Source organism: Exiguobacterium mexicanum, assembly GCF_005960665.1.
GTDB lineage: Bacteria > Bacillota > Bacilli > Exiguobacteriales > Exiguobacteriaceae > Exiguobacterium > Exiguobacterium mexicanum_A.
Genome location: NZ_CP040676.1, coordinates 332,443 through 349,037, shown reverse-complemented (window position 1 = coordinate 349,037; position 16,595 = coordinate 332,443). Strand labels below are relative to the sequence as shown.

The following is a 16,595-nucleotide window of genomic DNA, read 5'->3' as shown; positions in this document are numbered from 1 at the left end:
TAGACGCTCGTCACCGGATTAAACCGATGGCGAGAACGTCTTTTTGAATTCCGTAAGTGCATCGACCATCGCCTCGTCAGCAGGAAGGTTTCCTGTTTGACGGATTTCACGGCAGAGGTCCGCACGGTTTTGGTCGAGCCATGCGTTCATTTCTTTTTCGAAACGACGGATGTCTTCGACTGGGACGTCATCGAGATGACCTTTCGTGAGAGCGTAGATGATGATGACTTGCTTGTCGACCGAAAGCGGTGCGTTCAAGTCTTGTTTCAAGACTTCAACAGTCCGTTGTCCACGGTTGAGCTTCGCTTGTGTCGCTTTGTCGAGGTCCGACCCGAACTGGGCGAACGCTTCGAGCTCACGGTATGACGCGAGGTCAAGACGGAGCGTACCCGCAACTTTCTTCATCGCTTTCACTTGAGCCGAACCACCAACACGCGATACCGAGAGACCGGCGTTGATCGCTGGACGTACCCCTGAGAAGAAGAGGTCCGACTGAAGGAAGATTTGACCGTCTGTGATCGAGATTACGTTCGTTGGGATGTAAGCCGAGATATCCGACGCTTGTGTCTCGATGAACGGAAGTGCTGTCAATGAACCGCCGCCGAGTTCGTCGTTCAACTTCGCCGCACGCTCAAGAAGGCGTGAGTGGAGGTAGAAGACATCCCCTGGGTAGGCTTCGCGGCCTGGAGGACGACGGAGAAGAAGCGAGAGCTCACGATAAGCTGCCGCTTGTTTCGAGAGGTCATCATACACGACGAGGACGTGTTGTCCGCGGTCCATGAAGTACTCACCCATCGATACCCCAGCGAATGGTGCGAGGTAAAGAAGTGGGGCTGGCTGTGAAGCCGATGCCGAAACAACGATCGTGTAATCGAGGGCGCCGTTTTGACGGAGCGTCTCAACTACGCCACGGACAGTCGATTCTTTCTGACCGATTGCGACGTAGATACAGACCATGTTTTCTTCTTTTTGGTTGATGATCGCGTCGATTGCGATCGAAGTCTTACCAGTTTGACGGTCACCGATGATGAGCTCACGCTGACCGCGACCGATTGGTACGAGGGCGTCAATCGCCTTAATCCCAGTTTGGAGCGGTTCGTGAACTGACTTACGGGCCATAACGCCGTAAGCTTTACGCTCGATCGGGTTGTATGTGTCCGTCACGATCGGTCCGAGACCATCGATCGGTTGTCCGAGCGGGTTGACGACGCGTCCGAGGAGCGCTTCACCGACTGGAACTTCCATGATGCGGCCCGTACGTTTTACCGAGTCGCCTTCTTTGATGCCTTTGTAGTCGCCAAGGATGATAATCCCGACGTTACCTTCTTCTAAGTTTTGCGCCAAGCCCATTACGCCGTTAGAGAACTCTACGAGTTCCCCCGCCATAACGTTATCGAGTCCGTATGCACGAGCGATACCGTCACCTACTTGAATGACTGTACCTGTCTCACTGACTTCGATTTCAGAACCGTACGAAGCGATCCGCTCTTTTAGCAGGGCGCTGATTTCTTCAGCTTTGATCGTCATTGAATTCACCCCTATTTCTTACGCATTCAACAATTCACGCTCGAGGCGTGTTAGTTTGTTTTCGATTGTGTCATCATACGTCGTGTAGCCGATCTGGACACGGAGTCCACCGATGACGTCTTCATCGACGACGTTCTTCAATTGAAGCGTCTTGTTCATCTTCTGACCGAAGACGAGTTCGACTTCTTTCAACTCTGTTGCCGACAACGGGTAAGCACTCGTGACGAACCCTTCGGCGATGCCACGGTAGTCGTTGATGTAATCAAGGACGTAGCGCGACAAGCCGCGAACTTCGCTCGCACGGTCGTTTTCGACCATGACGAGAAGTGTGTTGAGCACGATATCTGTCATGTCACCAAAGCTATGTGTTAAAAGCTGTGCAAGCTCGCTGTCACTGATTGCCGGATTCGTTAAGAGATCCGTGAGTTCAGGAGTCGCGTGGAGCACTTCATCGAGCAGACGCACTTCCGCTTCGACTTGGTCGAGCGTGCCTTGTTCCCGCGCTAAGTCGAAGAGCGCTTTGGCATAGCGTTTTGCTAACGATGTGTTCATCAGTTAGCACCTTTCGCTTTAGACAGGAAGTCTGTAACGAGGGCACGTTGTTTCACTTCGTCGCCTTTAAGGTCTGACTGAAGGACGTGGCGTGCGGCCGAGAGCGCCTGTGTGACGACTTCGGTCTGGAGCGATTGCTTCGCGAGCTCACGCTCACGTTCGATCGCTTTACCCGCCTCGATCTTGATTTGTTCGGCTTCCAAACGCGCCTGCTCCACCAAGCGTGCTTGTTCCGCTTCTGCTTGACGACGGCTTGAATCAAGCATTTCTTTCGATTCTGTACGTGCGGCGCTGAGCGCGTCACGTTGTTCGACTACATATGTTTCCGCATCTTTGCGGCTCTTTTCAGCGAGCTCAATTTCGTTCGCTACATACTCTTCACGCTGTCTCATCATTCCAAGGAGTGGTCCCCAAGCAAATTTCTTCAACAGGGCCAAGAGTACGAGGAATGTGAAAAGTGTAAAGATCATATCCAGGATGCGGAGGCCTTCGCCGCCAGCACCAGCTGCAATCATCATCGTATCCATGCATACCCTCCTCTTGACTAAATAAGTGAGGGAGACACGCTCCCTCTTACGTTGTTCTCGTTAACTCGTAATCAAGAGTTGAGGAGAAGGAAACCGACAGCCACACCGATGATCGGGAGGGCTTCAACCAAACCGATACCGATGAACATTGTTTGACGAAGTTCGTTTTTGAGTTCTGGCTGACGTGCTTGTCCTTGTACTGTTCCGTATACGATGAGACCGTTACCGATACCAGCCGCGAGTGCTCCAAGACCGATAACGAGTGCTGTTGCGAGAAGATTCATTTGTTCCATTGTGTATATTCCTCCTAAAAGTTAAGTAAATAGTTTTTTTGTTCAACGCTTTGGCGAGACCTGCCCGAATTAATGCTCGGCAGAAGCTTTATGCCCGATATACACCATTGCAAGCGTCAGGAAAATGTAGGATTGGATAACCCCGATAAAGATTGAGAAACCTTGCCATAAAATCATTGGGAGAATTGCGAACACAGCACCGAGCGGGTTAAGTGCCCCTTCTGCGGTAATTGCGAGTCCCAAGATGATGGTAATCATGATTTCACCGGCAAAGATGTTACCGTAAAGACGCAGACCGAGCGTCAAGGTGTTCGCAAACTCCTCGATGAGCTTGATCGGCAATAAGAACCAGACCGGCTTCACGAATTCCGCCGAGTAGTGCTTCAAACCGTGTAGCTTCACGCCGTAATAGTGCGACATTGCAACGACGAGTGTCGACAATGCCAACGTGACGTAAGGATCGGCCGTAGGTGAGTTGAACCATAGATAGTGACCAGAAATGACGTTAAACGGTAGACCCATCAAGTTCGAGAAGAGAATGAACAAAATCAACGTCATTCCAAACCCGATGAAACGGCCCCCAGTCTTCCAGTCCATCGCACTCGAGATAATCCCGCGTGTAAATTCTGCGAAGAATTCCATTAAGTTCTGCTTACCAGTCGGCTTCATAGCCAAGCGTCGCGTTCCCCAAACGGCAAACGTAAATACGAGTAGTGATGCGATCAGCACCGTAATGACGTTCGTCCAGCTCCCATATAACGTATAATCTCCGAGTTGTAGAGAATATGTGGGAAACTCATGACCCATTAGTATTCACCTCTTTTCCTGCTGAGCTGGGCAAGTGTGAACTCGCCAAATTGTATGATGTGGCCGGCGATTAGACCAGTTACCACCGCTATCAGCGATACTCGATCCTCATAAAAGAGACCGACTATCACGGCTAGTGCACCGACTGCCATCCTTGAAACAGTCCCGTGCGACTTCGGGCGTCGTCCATGTTCGATCACGTCAAACATCCGAATGACGCTTCGATTCTGCATATGTAGAATGATGAGACTGGCGACCCCGCCTAAGAACAAGCCGAGAAATACCGGTTTGTACATAGGGACGATGAGCGCTCCGATGAGGAGAATGGCGAACCATCCGATAAACCACTTCGTATAGCGTTTCATCAACTGCTGTTGTGCTTTTCTGTCTGCTTGCACTTGTTGTAAGTTCATTCGTCCTCTCCTGTCAGTAAACTTCGAAGGGTGAGAACTAGCGCCGTGATCCCGAAAGCCATTCCGAGAAGCACTGACACATTCCAACCAAACGTGCCCCAAATTTCACGTCTCGCCCCGTATTGGCCAACGAGATAACCGATGACGATCGGTCCAGCGAGCGCGGTCGAGATTTGAGAGGCGAGCGAGGCATAAGATAGGTAACGATTGTCTTTTTTCGTCATCCCCATCCCCCTTTCGAGCTGCCGAGCCATGCATCTTCTCCATCGGATTCACACTCGCGTGACCATCAAAAGTCACACAAGTTCAGAGTACTGGAAATGGCATAAGAAGTCAATTGATTTCACAATTATAAAAGCGCTTTAAATCAAGTCGTATCAGGGCTTTTACGCAGTTCATAAACTAAATTAAAATCATCAAATTTTAAGAAAGTATGAAGAAACGGTGAAATAAAAATGTTGACTTTATAACATTTCACATTACGAACCAGATGAAGAATAGTTCAGTTATACCTTCACGTTTTGGAAATTACAATGCAAAACGGCTTACGTTCACAAAAGGTTTTGAAACAAACGTTGACCCGATTTTGAAATCGTTTACATCGTCCTGTATCAGTATACCGATTATCTTTTTGTCATGTCGAGGGGTTCTGACGAATTTGTAGTGATGAATATCACACCGCCTTTTCCGAGCGGTCAATCGCCTGGAAAGCCCTTCCTATCAACCCGAAATGGGTGGACAATACCAGTTCGAATGGATACGATTACGATGTAAGCGCTATCTAAAAATGTGTCGATTTTGTGACTTTCGAAACCGACGCCCGCATCGAATGCATGTTGATGCGTGTGAGGAGGAACTAGAATGGATTGGATGACCCAACTACGCGAGAAAATCGGCGCCGATGTCGTCTTCACGGACTCGACGACCCGACTCGCCTATTCATTTGACGCGACGCCGAACTATCAAGCGATGCCAGACGCGATCGTGGCCCCCCGCTCGACCGAGGACGTGCAGGCCGTGTTACGGCTGTGCCACGAACACCGGATCCCCGTCGTCCCACGCGGATCGGCGACAAATCTCGCCGGCGGCACGACGCCGCTTTCAGGTGGTGTCGTCATGGACTTCCGTCATATGGACAAGATTGTCGAGATTGACGAGAAGAATTTGACGGTGACGGTCGAACCGGGCTGCATCACCGCCCATTTGGCACAAGCCGTTGAGGCGAGAGGCCTGTTTTATCCGCCGGACCCGAGTTCGATGAAAATCTCGACGATTGGCGGCAACATCAGTGAGAACTCCGGCGGCTTGCGCGGACTGAAATACGGGGTCACGGCCGATTATGTGCTTGCGCTCGAAGCGGTGCTCCCGAACGGCGAAGTGCTCCGTACGGGCGGGAAGCTCGCCAAAGACGTCGCCGGTTATGATTTGACCCGTGTCCTCGTCGGATCGGAAGGGACGCTCGCCGTCATCACGCAAGCGACGCTCAAGCTCATCCCGCTCCCCGAGACGAAACAGACGATGCTCGCCTATTTCGAGGACTTGGACAGCGCGGCCAGGACAGTGAGTCGCATCATCGAGAACCGCGTCATCCCGGCAACGCTCGAGTTGATGGACAAAAAGACGATCGAGGTCGTCGAGGCGTATGCGAACATCGGATTGCCGACAGACGTCGGTGCTCTCCTTCTATTGGAACAGGATGGTCCACTTGACGTCGTCCGGCGCGATATCGAAGCGATGCACGCTGTTTGTCTCGAGGAAGGGGCCTTGTCGGTCGAAGTGGCCCGGGACGAAGCGCACGCCGAGACGTTGCGCTATGCGCGGCGCATCGCCTTATCCGCCCTGGCCCGCCTCAGCCCGACGACGATTTTAGAGGATGCGACCGTGCCACGGAGCGAGATCGCCGAGATGGTCCGCCGCATCGAAGCGATCGGGCGGGCATACGATATTCAAATCGCCACGTTCGGCCACGCCGGGGACGGCAACCTGCATCCGACGGTCGCGACCGATGCTCGGAACCACGAAGAGATGAAGCGCGTCGAGGCCGCGTTCGCCGATATTTTCGCCGCCGCGCTCGACCTCGGCGGGACGATCACCGGCGAGCATGGGGTCGGGGCGATGAAAGCCCCGTATCTCGAATGGAAGCTCGGACCGGCCGGGATAGACGTCATGAAAGGCATCAAGCTCGCCTTCGACCCGCACGGTATCATGAACCCGCAGAAGATGTTCGCCAAAGCGGCGAAGAAACGAATCGTCCAAGGAGGGCTGTCATGAAGCAAAGAACCGAACTCGCTACCCGCATGACCGAGAAGCTCGATTACGAAGAGATGCTCGGCTGCATGCGCTGCGGTTTTTGCCTGCCGACTTGCCCGACATATATCCGCTCGAAAGACGAGTCGGCCTCCCCGCGCGGCCGCATCGCCATCATGAAAGGTGTCGTCGACGGATTGATTGAACCGGACGAGGGCGTCGAAAAGACGCTCAACGAATGTCTCGGTTGTCTCGCCTGTGAGCCGGCATGCCCGGCCGGGGTACGCTATAGCGTCCTGCTCGAGGACGCACGCGCTGCCATCACCGAACATAAACGTGCGACGGGACAAATGCCGGTCCGCGAGCGGCTCGTCCGGAAAGTCGTCTTTGACGGGCTGTTCTTGAATAAGGCGAAGATGGAGACGGCGACGGGCTTTCTCCGCTTCTATCAACAGTCTGGCGTCCAGACGCTCACTCACAAGCTCCGCATCCTTGATTGGTTCCCGGACCAGCTCCAGAAGATGGAGACGATTTTACCGACGGTCCCGCCGAAGACGGAGCGACGTCGACGTCCGGAGCGAATTCCGGCGACGGGAGCGACAACGGCCCGAGTCGCCTTCTTCAGCGGCTGTTTGATGGACACGATGTTCTATGAGACGAATGCCAACACGATTAAACTGCTCCAAGCGGCGGGCTGCGACATCGTCATCCCGAAAACGCAACAGTGTTGCGGGGCCTTACATGGTCATGCCGGCGAACAGACGGGCGCCGTCACGCTCGCCAAGCAGAATATTGCCGCTTTCGAGGCCGAGGACGTCGACTACATCATCACGAACGCAGGCGGTTGCGGGGCGTTCCTCATCGGTTATGACCATCTGTTGAAGCACGACCCGGAATGGGCCGAACGCGCGGAACGGTTCACGGCCAAGATCAAAGACTTCGCCTCGATTTTGATTGAGGTCGGCTTCCTCGACCGCGTACCGCTCTCCCTACCGGAGCAGCTCATTACGTACCAAGACTCGTGCCACCTCCGCAATGTGCAAAAAGGGGCACTCGCCCCACGGGTGTTGCTTCAGGCAATCGAAGGCGCCGTCTATATCGAACAGAAGCATGCCGACCACTGCTGTGGCTCGGCCGGCGTCTACAATCTATTGCAACCGGTGATTGCGAACGACATCCTCGAGATGAAGATGGGTCACGTGAACGTCACGGCGGCACAAACGATTGTGACATCGAACCCGGGCTGTCACATGCAGATGCAACTCGGCATTCAAGAACATGGGACCGACTCGATGCGTGCCGTCCATCTAGCCGATTTGCTCGTCGAGGCGATGGATCATCATGCGATTTAACAAAAAGAGGCTGGGACATAACTAGCCGGTTTTAAAGCTTTTCAATAAAAAGAGGGGTCCGGTCACCGATTTTCAGTGGCCGGACCCCTTCTTCTTGATTGCCGTCATCATGCGTTACAATATCGGATATATCTGTAACACCCTCGCCTTTAACCACCTACGATTTAATAGACGGTACGTGATCAAAACGAGAATTTACCGTCAATATAGTTAGGCAGCCAAATGTAGCCGAGTCCCTCTGCGAAAACGGTGGAGCGACGTACCAAGCGCGTGGTTTGTCGAGGCATTGCGCCTCCGTGTTGGAGCGGTCAATCCACGGCCGCTCAACTTTTTGAAATTGTTTGCGCAGAAAAATGGATAATTTTGCTGGGAGACGCCTATATGTAATAGCTAGTCAAAATGCCGGCGGGTGCCGGGCTTATTTTTAAATTCATTCGAGACCACATCGCCCTATAAATGATTGTTTCGTCGCCTCATACTGTTCGAGCGACTGCGCGTCTTGGTTATATGTATAGCCCCGAACCGATAGCTCTTGGTCGAGCAATAGCCGAAACAGCTCCGAGACAGCGTTCGAAATCGGGATGGCTTCCTCGACAATCCGTCGATTTTCCTGCTCGATGTCCTGAAACGCGCTATAGCTCCAGACGCTCGTTAAAAACAACGCCATCAAGGAGATGAGTAAGTATCTTTGCAGTAGCGAGAATTTAGTCTTTATCGTGTCTCTTCCCTTATCCCGACGTCGGACCGACTTACGGTCTCTTCTACTATCGGCCGTCTCTTCGATCGTCTCAACTAATTTGAATCGATTGGTGCACATTCCCACAAAAAAAGAGAGGATCACCAGGATCCTCTCATCGGGTTCATGCTTATTTCGTTCCGAACAGACGGTCACCTGCGTCACCGAGTCCTGGTACGATGTAGCCATGGTCGTTCAACTTCTCGTCAAGTGCGGCGAGATAGATTTCGACGTCCGGGTGTTCGGCTTGAACACGTTCCACACCTTCAGGGGCTGCACAGAGGCAAGCGAGCTTAATCGACTTGGCACCGTGCTTTTTAAGCGCGGCAATCGCGTCGGCTGCTGAACCGCCTGTCGCGAGCATCGGGTCGACGACGATGAAGTCACGTTCTGTGACGTCCGTCGGCAACTTGAGATAGTATTCGTGCGGCTCGAGCGTCTCTGGGTCACGGTATAAACCGATGTGACCGACTTTGACGTTCGGCATCATTTTGAGGAAGCCATCCACCATGCCGAGGCCTGCCCGTAAAATTGGGACGATTCCCAATTTCTTGCCGGCAATCATCTTCTGTGTCGATACAGAGACCGGTGTCTCGATTTCCACATCAGTAAGCGGAAGGTCGCGTGTAATTTCATATGCCATGAGTGACGAAACCTCGTCTACGAGTTCACGGAACTGCTTCGTCCCCGTCTCTACTTTACGCATAATCGTCATCTTGTGCTGAATCAATGGGTGGTCATAAACGTGTACTTTGCCCATCATGCTTCACTCCTCTCTCAATCTCTCTTGAGCATTGTACCCTAACTTTTCTGAGAAAGGTAGGGTCAACTTCTGTTTTTTAAGAGGTCAGACGAAACCCGAAGGAACGAAATCAATCCCTCGGGGTTCAGGTGACACATGGTTTAGAATTTGAAGAAATTTAAGAAACCGGCCGTCTTGTGTTTCACTTTTCCGCACATGTTTCCTTTGGCGGCGTGATGGTCGTTAGACGAGCTGTGCTTGCCGGCATGCTTTTTAGCATATTTTTTGGCATGCTTTTTCGCCTTCTTCTTCTCTTTTTTGTCTTTCTTCTCTTGCTTCCAGTCAGCTTTTTCTTTTTGTTTCGACTCGGTCGGTTTGTCCGTCGAGGCATCTGCTTTCGGAGCTGAGACTGGCTTTGTGACAGGCTTTGTCGCCGTTTCTGTTACAGGCTTCGTCGTTGTCGTTGCAGCTGGTTTCGTTGCAGTCGTTGTAGCTGGCTTCGTCGTTGTCGTTTCAGCTGGCTTCGTCGTTGTCGTTTCAGCTGGCTTCGTCGTTGTCGTTTCAGCTGGCTTCGTCGTTGTCGTTTCAGCTGGCTTCGTCGTTGTCGTTTCAGCTGGCTTCGTCGTTGTCGTTTCAGCTGGCTTCGTCGTTGTCGTTTCAGCTGGCTTCGTCGTTGTCGTTTCAGCTGGCTTCGTCGTTGTCGTTTCAGCTGGCTTCGTCGTTGTCGTTTCAGCTGGCTTCGTCGTCGGTGCTACTGCGACCGGTGCCGGCGCCGTATCCTGTGTACGCGTCACGAGACCTGCGTTCCAGTTCACGTAAGCATCCGCTTCGTGGAAATGGATGAACCCAGAATCTTTGGCGAGCTTGTGGCTGTCCGCGCTAAGACGTGTCGAAATCGTGAGCGTCTTGACCGAATGCTTCGCGTCGACTGCTTGTAATTTCTTAATCATGTTTTGTGACCAAGCGTCGCTCTTGATCGTGTCGGCGTTGAAACTCTCCCACATGATGCCGTCAACGTAAGGTGCCGTTGACGTTTCTAACGTGTCGAAGCCCCAGTTTTGAACCATGGCGATATCACCATAGCGCGCCCGAGCTTGTTTCAAGAAGTTGACGAGTCCGTCCCGTTGCTGCTTGAGCACGGTCGGATTGTTCAAATGTTCGTTATCGATATCACCGACCGTATCCATGAACACGCCATCGATGCCTTTGGCGACGACTTGGTTCTGGATTTCCGTGAGGAGCAACCCTTGGAAGTGCGGTGAGGCGATGTTCGTCAAGTACGAATCCCATTCCGAGTAATGGACACGTTGTCCGTTACGCGTAAAGAAGTCACCTGACTGAAGTTTTGACATGAGACCTGTGTTCCATGTCGCGACTTCCATAACGCTAATATATCCGAGTACTTTTGTCCCGCGTGCTTTGATTTGCTCCACTTGCGCTTTCGTGTAATGGAGTGGCTCAATGATGACGAGGTCATAGTTTTGCATATCTTTCAAAATCGCTGCCGTTGGATGACCATAATACACTTGATAGTTCTTCACGCCGTCGAGTGGGTTCATGGTTTGTGCCCCCGTTTTGGACATGTTCAGACTAACAATTAACAACACTACCATTAGAGACATAATTAACTTTTTCAATTTCACTACCTATTCCTCTCCTGATGACTGACAAAACGTGGTGACGGACGATGATGGTTGAATGGAGTTGTGTCTCGTGGCTCCCCCTTTTCTTATATTCAAATGACGAGAAGGTTAGTGCTGTGTGTTTTATGGATGTATCGGATTCGTGTATGTAATGTTGAACCTTCGCAAAAAAAATTATAGGATAGTTTTTCACGAAAACATAGTGTCAATTTGACAACAAAAAACCGCTTCACGACATGAAAGTGTCATGAAACGGGTAAAACGATAAGTTATTCGATTATATGTAAGTATTTAGCGTTGACTCTAATTCGAGACGATCAATCAAATAGACTCGTTCCGTCTCGACGTCCATCAATTGAAGGGTGTCTTGCCCTTCCTCCATCCAGACGTCAAACCGTTGTTCGGTCAACTGCTCATAGAGCGCGAGCGTCCCGCATCGTTCCCCGGTCGGCTGTCCACTACTCGGCTTTACATGGGACAACAATTCAAATAGCTCGCTCGTACTCGGTCCACCAAGATGGGCGATTTTCGTCTCCGTCTCGTATGTCGCCAAACGCATCGCATCTTTTTGCTCCGATTTGATCGTCAATTCACCGGCGCCCGGCCGTTGGACGGCCCCCCATACCTCAATCACGGTATCATAACGAGTCGATAAGACGGCAGAGTCCTGATCCGAGACGTCTTCGATCGGCTCATCTGCGAGCACGATTCGCTTCAAGAGCCGCCGTCCTTCGCCATCTAAATTAAAGACGGCTTCCATCGAGTCGATTTGCACGTACTCACCCGAAAGCGAACTAGGTAACACGGTTCGGTCCCACGCCTGTTCTGTACCCATTTGGAGCGTAATCCGTTGATCGGCCAACTGGGTCAAGAACGCCACGCCTTCATTCTTACCGCTCTCGAAGACGAACAGTCCCGGCTCAATCAACTGTCCCGTCTCGGCACCGTCTTGATAGACGTGATAGGTGACATGAAGCGCGCCTCGGTCCGGTGTGTGATACCGGAAGACCGAACCGGGAACAATGGTCTCATGCGTCTCGTTGACCGCGAAGGCGCGCGCCACGGTCGTGACGTCAGACTCAGGAATGAACGATAGCGTGTTGCCGACATCGACCTCCCTCGGTTCTGACCCCGCTGCGGACTCGAACGCCTCAATGGCATCGGTACGGAAGACGCGCTCATTTTGTTCGTTGCTCTTCAAACAAGAGACGTAACGCTCGTCCCCGCTCCGCCAATATTTGACGGTCTTGCTGCCTAATTCGTCGTAGAAAGGATGACGGAATGTAATGGAGGCCACTTCAGCCCGCCGCATCGGCAACACGTCCGTCGGTTTTTGCTCACAGTAGTTTAATAATCGCGACTTCAGCGCAGACGTCAACGGGATGTCTCGGTTTTGGTGAATCGCATACGTCGACAATGACCGCAAGTTGAGCGCGTTCGTCTCGTTTGCGCCACATCCGCTTAAAAAGATGATGGCACCGATCATCATCCATAAGACGTGTTTCATTCCGCCCCCTCCTTTCACATTTATTTGGGTACTATCACCTAAAATTTTCTTTTTCACTTTATCATACAATAATAATTACTTATATAGTTAGAAGAACAAACAAAAAATGCCACTTGCGTGGCACTTTTTTAGTCGTCATCTCGGTCGTCGTCTTGATTGTCATCATTTTGATCATCTCGATTGTCTTGTTCATCCCGGTCATCCCGGTCATCGTCCCGTTCAATCTCTTTCACCTGTTCTTGGAGGTTCAACTCAAGTTTGACGCGGTCACCGGCTTTTGGCGCCTCGTCGTCAAGCTCGTAGCGGCTCGCGAGTTTGAACGTCTCGGACTTGCCGTCACGCTCGATGGTCACGTCACGGTCCGACAGACTGACAAACGTGCCGTAGATGTCAAAGTCGTCACTCTCGCGGTCAACTTCCTTCACTTCCTCGTTTTGATTGAATTCCAATTTCACGCGATCACCGGCTTTCGGCGTATCATCATCAATCTCATGACGGGCCGCGAGCGGATACGTCGCTTCCTTGCCGCTGAAGCTGATCGTCACGTCACGGTCTGATAGGCTGACGAGGGTACCATACAATTCATAATCATCGTCATCGACCGAACGGACCGGCGTGTCACTCGAGGCTGTTCCTTCTGTCGACGCGGCCGCTTCTTGGTTCGCATCGTCTTGTGCGTCATCTGCGGCATCATCCGTCCCACTGTTCACACTGTCGACCGACCGCGGGACGATGACCGTGTCCGTGTTGTCGTTCGCAACATACAACCCGATTCCTGCGACGGCGAGGACTGCCAAGCCGACGCCTAAAATCCATCCGATTAGTTTCATGATGTTTCCTCCTCGTTTCATGTGGTGAACTTGTTCTACATCTTCATCATAGAACGGTGACCTTAGAGCACCACGAGGATTCCATTAGAAAACGATGAGAATCTGCGAAAGGTTTGTCATTTTGCGACGAAGAAAATACTGCCGTCCGGCGCGTTCGCGTAACTGCCGACCGACCAACCGTTCATGTCGGCCACTTCCTTGGCGATGGCGAGCCCGAGTCCGCTGCCGCTCCGGTCCCGTGCCTCATCGAGTCGATAAAAGCGGTCGAACAAACGCGCCCTGGCGTCATCGCTCAGTGTCGTCCCATGGTCACGCACTTCAATCCGATTCGGTGTCATCGTCACGTGCGTGTCAGTCGCGTACTTCAAGCTGTTGTCGATGAAGATGACGACGAGCCGTTGCAGCGAATCACGGTGTCCGTACCACGTTCCTGTCGCCTCGATTGGAACCCGGACGCCATGCGAACGCTCGAACCGCTCGGTCAATTGGTCGGCGAATTCGGTTAATTCAATCGCTTCGGCCTCGATTTTTTCAAGTGAGGAGAAGCGGCTCAGTTCAAGCATCGGTTCAATCAAGTCTTCGCGCATTTGCCGGGACTCGGTCAAAATGTGATCGATCGCCTCGTCACGGACGGCCGGGTCGCTCTGTCCCCAGCGCCGGAGCAGTTTGGCGTACCCTTCGATGACCGTGAGCGGCGTCTTCAGTTCATGTGAAACATCGGCGACGAAACGCCGTTGTTGCTCCATCGACCCTTCGACCCGGCCAATCATTTGATTGAAGCCAGTCGCAAGTGTCGACACTTCGTCTTGGCTCGTCCCGACATCGATGGTCTCAAGGGTTCCCGATTCCGTGATCCGTTCCATCGTCGTCTCGAGCCGGCGGAGCGGGTCGAGTCCCTGGCGCACGATCCACAGGCTGCCGATGAACGTCATCGCCACGGCGATCAAAAAGATGATGAGAAAAATGGTCGCGAGCGTCCGCAGCGTCTCACTCACCGCCGCGTCTTGAAACGCGTAGCCGAGCCCATTCGACGTCGCGATGACGAACCAGTCGTCGATGAGGGCCGGCTCGCCGAAATTGACGGGAAACCGCAATCCTTCCTCGGCCTCTCCGCCGATGATGCCCCAGTCACCGTTCGCTTGCCGTTCGAGCACGACACTGTCCTCGTGTAACGACAAGACGGCCTGGCGATTCCGCTCGTCCTCCTCGAGCAAGCTGAGTGCCTGGCGCAAGACGTCATAGCGGGCGTCGACGATCTGTTGACGCGAGACGAGCCAGGCGACACCGAACGAGGTGATCAGGAGGAACAACATGAACCCCGCCATCGCCAAAGCGATTTTCGTCCGTAGCTTCATTTTATTCACCACGCTTCAGCATATAGCCGACGCCTCGGACCGTCTGAATCCAAGAGCCCCCGAGTTTCTTGCGGACATAGCGGACGTACACATCGACGACGTTCGTGTCCCCGTAATAGTCAAAGCCCCAGACGTGTTCGACGAGTTGGTCGCGCGTGAGCACGCGTTCCGAATGTTCGAGCAGATAGACGAGCAAATCGAACTCTCTCCGGGTCAGGTCGACTTTTTGCCCCTCGCAGATTACTTCGTGACGATTGACGTCGACGGTCAGCCCTTCATAAGATAAGACCCGTTCACTCGTATCGACTTGGACGTGTTGCCGCATCCGTAAGAACGCCCGGATCCGTGCGAGCAACTCTTCCATCTCGAACGGTTTCGTGATGTAATCATCGGCCCCGAGGTCGAGCCCGCTCACTTTATCGTAACGGTCCCCACGTGCCGTCACCATCAATACCGGGAGAAGCGGCTGCTCTTCTTTGACGCGGCGCACGACTTCGAGACCGCTCATCTGCGGCAGCATGACATCGAGCAACATGAGGTCAATCCCTCCAGTCAGTGCCCGGTCGAGCCCGGCCCGCCCGTCGTGAGCGACCTCGACTTGATAACCGGCATGCATAAGTTCAAGTTCGAGTAATCTGGCAATTTTAGCATCGTCTTCAACGACGAGAATCGTAGGCATTTCATTCATCCTTTCTTAAAAAAAACGCCGAGCAGTCCGCCCGACGCATCATTCTAAGTGTTCCCGGATTCCTCAGTCAAAAAACGGACGAACTGCTTCTGGAATCGCTTGTTCGATGCGCAATTCGAGTGAATCGCCCATCCGGTCAAACGTCGTTTCAATCCCTTCCGCCTGAAACGCCAAATCAGTCCCGACTTGAGCGATTTGGTCGAGCCAAGCGTTACCGGTCAAGGTGAATAATAGGAACCCGGCGACCCCTGCCGTCATGAGTGTCAATGCGAGCGCACCGACGGCCACTCTTCGAATCATTCTTCCAATCTTTCCTCTGCTAGTTGAGCGCATATGTCCCTCTCCCTTGTCTATTTTCTTTCTTTACTTTACGGGAGCGAGCTGAGAAAGAGCGGTGAAACAGATTAGAATTTGATGAGAAAAAGAGGCCACAGCACGCTGCGACCTCATTCTTCCTCGAGCACCGATTTGGCGATCGGCGCCCAATACGTTCCATCCATGGCAGCGACTTCGGCGAGCGTCGTCCGGTACATGTCGTCCCCGGCCTTCTTCTCGGCGATGCCTTTCATCCATAAGACGTCCGCTTTATACCCTGATTCGGGATACGTCTCGACATAGGCGGCATAGTCTTGGATCTCCGCTTCACCGAGCTTGTTGTCGACGAGCAAGCGATAAAATCCGACCGCCTGTTCTTGACCGGCTTTCGCCTTGCCGACGAGGAGCGCATCGGCTTCCTCGTATCGTTTGTCCGAGACGAGTGTCTCGACTTTAGCGAGCGGGATGACGGTCGGTGCCTCAGGCGACTCGGTCGTCTCGTCCTCGGTTTGGAGCGCCTCGTTCGCTTCTTCAAGCCGGGCGACTTCTTTCTCGAGTTCTTCTAACCGTTTCGCGAGTGCCTCCTCTTCCGTCACCGTCACGACCCGCTCGTCGGAAGCGGACGGCGTCACTGGGGGTGGCGCCGGGTCCGGCCAAAAGGCGAGCGCGACCAGCCCGAGTCCGACGACGAGCGGCAGGCCGAGCCATGTCTTGTCCCACTTGAACGCGTTCTTCCAATCCGACAAGTCCGCATGACCGATGACGGCCGGGGAGAACGAACGAAAGCGGCGCTTGGCCGCCTTCTTTCCGTTCGCCTTCACTTCGAGTGCGAGCCCGAGCCGATGAAACGCCGCCGGCACTTTCATCCCGAGAAGCGGTACGATCCGTTCACTTGCCTCGATATAATAGCCATGATCGAGCAGCGTCGTGACGACCTCGAACTCGTTCGCGACGAGGCGAAACGTCGGGTCGTGCTCGCCTTTTCGGACGAGCCATTCGGTCATATCGATGAGCGGTAGTTCCGCGAGTTCCCGATCTGCGAGTGTCCGTACGTCCATTCG

The 16,595-nt window shown here is 53.0% G+C and carries 18 protein-coding genes; 2 read left to right on the top strand and 16 right to left on the bottom strand.

The genetic code is table 11. The annotated features are described in order from the left end of the window. Window positions 1–18: 18 nt before the first annotated feature. The 7 genes from atpA to FED52_RS02270 all read right to left on the bottom strand — a co-directional run bounded on the left by atpA (window position 19) and on the right by FED52_RS02270 (window position 4,343). Window positions 19–1,527 (bottom strand): F0F1 ATP synthase subunit alpha, encoded by a 1,509-nt coding sequence (gene atpA / locus FED52_RS02300; protein ID WP_029594689.1) that lies wholly within the window; start codon window positions 1,525–1,527, stop codon window positions 19–21. 18 nt (window positions 1,528–1,545) lie between these two features. Further along, on the bottom strand, window positions 1,546–2,079 hold the full coding sequence (locus FED52_RS02295; RefSeq protein ID WP_021066137.1) for a F0F1 ATP synthase subunit delta: 534 nt from the start codon (window positions 2,077–2,079) through the stop codon (window positions 1,546–1,548). Continuing rightward, window positions 2,079–2,606, bottom strand: a complete 528-nt coding sequence (gene atpF, locus FED52_RS02290; RefSeq protein WP_021066136.1) for a F0F1 ATP synthase subunit B — start codon at window positions 2,604–2,606, stop codon at window positions 2,079–2,081. Before atpF ends, FED52_RS02295 begins: the two co-directional genes overlap by 1 nt. 71 nt (window positions 2,607–2,677) lie before the next feature. Then, window positions 2,678–2,890, bottom strand: coding sequence for a F0F1 ATP synthase subunit C (atpE, locus tag FED52_RS02285; protein WP_024370837.1), 213 nt, complete (start codon window positions 2,888–2,890; stop codon window positions 2,678–2,680). 78 nt (window positions 2,891–2,968) lie between these two features. Further along, window positions 2,969–3,706: a F0F1 ATP synthase subunit A gene (gene atpB / locus FED52_RS02280; RefSeq protein WP_021066134.1), complete on the bottom strand. Its 738-nt coding sequence runs from the start codon at window positions 3,704–3,706 to the stop codon at window positions 2,969–2,971. Next, window positions 3,706–4,119, bottom strand: coding sequence for an ATP synthase subunit I (locus FED52_RS02275; RefSeq protein WP_029594687.1), 414 nt, complete (start codon window positions 4,117–4,119; stop codon window positions 3,706–3,708). The genes atpB and FED52_RS02275 overlap by 1 nt, the downstream gene beginning before the upstream one ends. Further along, window positions 4,116–4,343 carry a hypothetical protein gene (locus tag FED52_RS02270; protein WP_029594686.1) on the bottom strand — a complete coding sequence of 76 codons (228 nt, stop codon included), beginning with the start codon at window positions 4,341–4,343 and terminating at the stop codon, window positions 4,116–4,118. Before FED52_RS02270 ends, FED52_RS02275 begins: the two co-directional genes overlap by 4 nt. 646 nt (window positions 4,344–4,989) lie before the next feature. On the opposite strand from FED52_RS02270, the gene FED52_RS02265 reads away from it, so the two are divergent. Next, on the top strand, window positions 4,990–6,390 hold the full coding sequence (locus FED52_RS02265; protein WP_240731330.1) for an FAD-binding oxidoreductase: 1,401 nt from the start codon (window positions 4,990–4,992) through the stop codon (window positions 6,388–6,390). After that, window positions 6,387–7,718 carry a (Fe-S)-binding protein gene (locus FED52_RS02260; RefSeq protein ID WP_240731287.1) on the top strand — a complete coding sequence of 444 codons (1,332 nt, stop codon included), beginning with the start codon at window positions 6,387–6,389 and terminating at the stop codon, window positions 7,716–7,718. The genes FED52_RS02265 and FED52_RS02260 overlap by 4 nt, the downstream gene beginning before the upstream one ends. 430 nt (window positions 7,719–8,148) lie before the next feature. Here FED52_RS02260 and FED52_RS02255 read toward each other — a convergent pair whose 3' ends face one another. From FED52_RS02255 to FED52_RS02215, 9 genes are all read right to left on the bottom strand, one after another. Then, complete coding sequence (locus FED52_RS02255) at window positions 8,149–8,388, bottom strand: hypothetical protein (RefSeq protein WP_205729350.1); 240 nt, start codon at window positions 8,386–8,388, stop codon at window positions 8,149–8,151. A 196-nt stretch (window positions 8,389–8,584) separates the two neighbouring features. Continuing rightward, window positions 8,585–9,214: a uracil phosphoribosyltransferase gene (gene upp / locus FED52_RS02250; protein WP_021066126.1), complete on the bottom strand. Its 630-nt coding sequence runs from the start codon at window positions 9,212–9,214 to the stop codon at window positions 8,585–8,587. Window positions 9,215–9,357: 143 nt separating this feature from the next. Continuing rightward, window positions 9,358–10,755, bottom strand: a complete 1,398-nt coding sequence (locus FED52_RS02245) for a glycoside hydrolase family 191 protein (RefSeq protein WP_167491739.1) — start codon at window positions 10,753–10,755, stop codon at window positions 9,358–9,360. Between the two features lie 361 nt (window positions 10,756–11,116). Further along, window positions 11,117–12,346 carry a hypothetical protein gene (locus FED52_RS02240; protein WP_138858780.1) on the bottom strand — a complete coding sequence of 410 codons (1,230 nt, stop codon included), beginning with the start codon at window positions 12,344–12,346 and terminating at the stop codon, window positions 11,117–11,119. Window positions 12,347–12,474: 128 nt separating this feature from the next. Then, window positions 12,475–13,176, bottom strand: coding sequence for a hypothetical protein (locus FED52_RS02235; protein WP_240731286.1), 702 nt, complete (start codon window positions 13,174–13,176; stop codon window positions 12,475–12,477). Window positions 13,177–13,292: 116 nt separating this feature from the next. Beyond that, window positions 13,293–14,531: a sensor histidine kinase gene (locus FED52_RS02230; RefSeq protein WP_138858778.1), complete on the bottom strand. Its 1,239-nt coding sequence runs from the start codon at window positions 14,529–14,531 to the stop codon at window positions 13,293–13,295. A 1-nt stretch (window position 14,532) separates the two neighbouring features. Beyond that, window positions 14,533–15,210 carry a response regulator transcription factor gene (locus tag FED52_RS02225; RefSeq protein ID WP_138858777.1) on the bottom strand — a complete coding sequence of 226 codons (678 nt, stop codon included), beginning with the start codon at window positions 15,208–15,210 and terminating at the stop codon, window positions 14,533–14,535. A 72-nt stretch (window positions 15,211–15,282) separates the two neighbouring features. Beyond that, window positions 15,283–15,519 (bottom strand): hypothetical protein, encoded by a 237-nt coding sequence (locus tag FED52_RS02220; RefSeq protein ID WP_138858776.1) that lies wholly within the window; start codon window positions 15,517–15,519, stop codon window positions 15,283–15,285. Between the two features lie 146 nt (window positions 15,520–15,665). Continuing rightward, entirely contained in the window at window positions 15,666–16,592 is a 927-nt protein-coding gene (locus tag FED52_RS02215) for a hypothetical protein (protein WP_138858775.1), read from the bottom strand. Window positions 16,593–16,595 lie beyond the last annotated feature (3 nt).

Coding starts and splice junctions, on each gene's coding strand:
- atpA (WP_029594689.1), bottom strand. CDS start 1,527: ATGACGATCAAAGCTGAAGAAATCAGCGCCCTGCTAAAAGAGCGGATC.
- FED52_RS02295 (WP_021066137.1), bottom strand. CDS start 2,079: ATGAACACATCGTTAGCAAAACGCTATGCCAAAGCGCTCTTCGACTTA.
- atpF (WP_021066136.1), bottom strand. CDS start 2,606: ATGGATACGATGATGATTGCAGCTGGTGCTGGCGGCGAAGGCCTCCGC.
- atpE (WP_024370837.1), bottom strand. CDS start 2,890: ATGAATCTTCTCGCAACAGCACTCGTTATCGGTCTTGGAGCACTCGCG.
- atpB (WP_021066134.1), bottom strand. CDS start 3,706: ATGGGTCATGAGTTTCCCACATATTCTCTACAACTCGGAGATTATACG.
- FED52_RS02275 (WP_029594687.1), bottom strand. CDS start 4,119: ATGAACTTACAACAAGTGCAAGCAGACAGAAAAGCACAACAGCAGTTG.
- FED52_RS02270 (WP_029594686.1), bottom strand. CDS start 4,343: ATGACGAAAAAAGACAATCGTTACCTATCTTATGCCTCGCTCGCCTCT.
- FED52_RS02265 (WP_240731330.1), top strand. CDS start 4,990: ATGACCCAACTACGCGAGAAAATCGGCGCCGATGTCGTCTTCACGGAC.
- FED52_RS02260 (WP_240731287.1), top strand. CDS start 6,387: ATGAAGCAAAGAACCGAACTCGCTACCCGCATGACCGAGAAGCTCGAT.
- upp (WP_021066126.1), bottom strand. CDS start 9,214: ATGGGCAAAGTACACGTTTATGACCACCCATTGATTCAGCACAAGATG.
- FED52_RS02245 (WP_167491739.1), bottom strand. CDS start 10,755: ATGAACCCACTCGACGGCGTGAAGAACTATCAAGTGTATTATGGTCAT.
- FED52_RS02240 (WP_138858780.1), bottom strand. CDS start 12,346: ATGAAACACGTCTTATGGATGATGATCGGTGCCATCATCTTTTTAAGC.
- FED52_RS02235 (WP_240731286.1), bottom strand. CDS start 13,176: ATGAAACTAATCGGATGGATTTTAGGCGTCGGCTTGGCAGTCCTCGCC.
- FED52_RS02230 (WP_138858778.1), bottom strand. CDS start 14,531: ATGAAGCTACGGACGAAAATCGCTTTGGCGATGGCGGGGTTCATGTTG.
- FED52_RS02225 (WP_138858777.1), bottom strand. CDS start 15,210: ATGCCTACGATTCTCGTCGTTGAAGACGATGCTAAAATTGCCAGATTA.
- FED52_RS02220 (WP_138858776.1), bottom strand. CDS start 15,519: ATGATTCGAAGAGTGGCCGTCGGTGCGCTCGCATTGACACTCATGACG.
- FED52_RS02215 (WP_138858775.1), bottom strand. CDS start 16,592: ATGGACGTACGGACACTCGCAGATCGGGAACTCGCGGAACTACCGCTC.